Origin of the sequence: Gordonia sp. (in: high G+C Gram-positive bacteria), assembly GCF_012515855.1 — a bacterium.
Lineage (GTDB): Bacteria > Actinomycetota > Actinomycetes > Mycobacteriales > Mycobacteriaceae > Gordonia.
The window spans coordinates 1-1,960 of the sequence record NZ_JAAYXO010000278.1 but is presented as its reverse complement, the minus strand read 5'-3'; the positions used below and the strand labels follow the sequence as shown (position 1 = coordinate 1,960).

Annotated in this window: 1 protein-coding gene; it reads right to left on the bottom strand. The window is 66.0% G+C overall.

From position 1 onward, the window contains the following. Positions 1–217: 217 nt before the first annotated feature. The coding region (locus tag GX543_RS18560) for a hypothetical protein (RefSeq protein WP_290854093.1) at positions 218–1,960 on the bottom strand (1,743 nt) is incomplete at its 5' end.

The following is a 1,960-nucleotide window of genomic DNA, read 5'->3' as shown; positions in this document are numbered from 1 at the left end:
GCTACCGGCGATGCGGTCATTACGCGTTTCCGACCAGTCGGCGCGTCTGCCCGGGTAATCACTCCGACGATGTCAAGTTCTGGATCGGCGGCCAACCTTCGCAGGCTCGGCACAGCGACGTCGGGCGTTCCGGCAAACACAATTCGCATGGGTCTATTCTCTCAGCGCTTCACGCGCGGGTTCTCTCGGGTGGCACAACCGACGTGCAATGCGCAGCTCACAGCGCGCCGTCAAACACGCCTCGATCGTCGAATCTGAGGCGGAGCGCTTGTGCCCGCGCCCGTGCCGGCGATCTGCCGGCGACTCGCGAGGATGAGCCTGCGGCATCTGCGACCAGCGCGCCGCGGAGCCGTTTTGCCACTTCGTGCCCCTGCGCGTATTCGAACCGCACGATGGCGCGAACCAGGTGGGCCGCAGGGTCGGCGGCGTCGAGCGGGGTGGGCCCGATCACGTCAACGCCTGGTAGTTCAGCGATGGTGGCGAGTGCCCGGTCGACCTCTGCAGGCCCACCGGTGACGCTGGCGACCCTCACCGCGGGTGGGTATCGCAGCAGCTTGCGGTCATGATTTTCGGCTTGCAGCCATGCTTCCACGCGCCCGTGCATCATGGCCTGCACGAGCGGGCCACCACCCCCTGCGAGAATCACCGGGGCGTCTGGCGCAGCGAGGGCGGCAGCGTTCATCCACCAGCGCAGACAGTCTTCTGCTGCACGCAATGATTCGATGGAGAGGAGGCGGTCCGCGTCGAGGAGCACAACCGCCTGATAGCCGCCGGCAGCGATGGGTTCCGCGCCCCTGGTTGCCACGACGAGGGCCGCTCGCGAGTCGACCCGCGCGTGCGGATGTTCGCCATCGCTCAGGATCACTCGTACACCCTCAAACTGTTGCGAAAATTGCTCTGCAGTGCGCTGTGACCCTGCCCCGAGTTGCAACACTTCAGTACCACCGCATTCGCCGCACCGCCATGCTCTGACCTGTGTGCCACACCAGCGGCAAGCGGCTTGGTGTCGCGCGCGGAAGGCGATCGGCCCGGCACATGCTTCACAGCGCACTCGAGAGCGGCACTGCGCACACCGGGCAGCCGGCGCATACCCGGGGCTTGCGACCTGCACGAGCACCGGCCCTGTCCGTAACCCTTCTCGGAGTGTTCGTGCCGCCGCTTCAGGCACCCTCCCAGTGTCTTCGTGGGCGCCTGCGATCGCATCGCCGGCGATGATTCTCGCGACGCGGGGAGGTTCGCCAACAGCCGTGAGGTACCCGAGGTCGACGAGCCGCTGCACTTCGGCGCTTCGAGCGTGAGCGGCGAATACCAACCCGATCGGGTGAGTGCCGGTCTCTTCTGCCAGCGAGGATCGCACGAGCGCGGCATCTCGCGCATGAACGTATGGTGACAGGGGCTCTGCGAGCAGTGGGTCACCGTCATCCCACATGAGGACGGCGCCGAGGCGATGCGCGGGTGCGTACAGTGCCGAGCGGTTGCCGAGGATGATGCGGGGCACTTCATCACGTGCTCGCAAGAATGACGCGTACCTCGCGCTCCCCGACTGGCGCGCATCGACCCGAACCGTGTCGTGGTGGCCAAGGGCCGAGAGCGAATCGTGTAATTGGTCGACATCGCGATAGTCAGGGGCAACCAGGATCACGCTGTGACCGAGTTCGTACACTGCCAGTGCAAGGTCGGCGAGTTGCATCGCCCATGATCCAACCCATTCGCCGGTGCTGAGCCGCTGCGGTGCGTGGCGTGGAGACAGTGCGAAGCGTGCGCCTGCAACGAGGGCCGCTGCCAGCTCGGCAGCAGCTTCATCAGAAGTATCGCCAGAAACGGTAGCCTGATCTGCACGTGTGGCGGCGAGATGCTGCTGTTCTGCTCGGACCATGCGCGGCGGTATCGCGAGTCGCAGGATGTCGGAAGCGGAGCCTGCGGCTCGGTCGGCGAGGGTTCGCGCGAGTCGCCATATTTC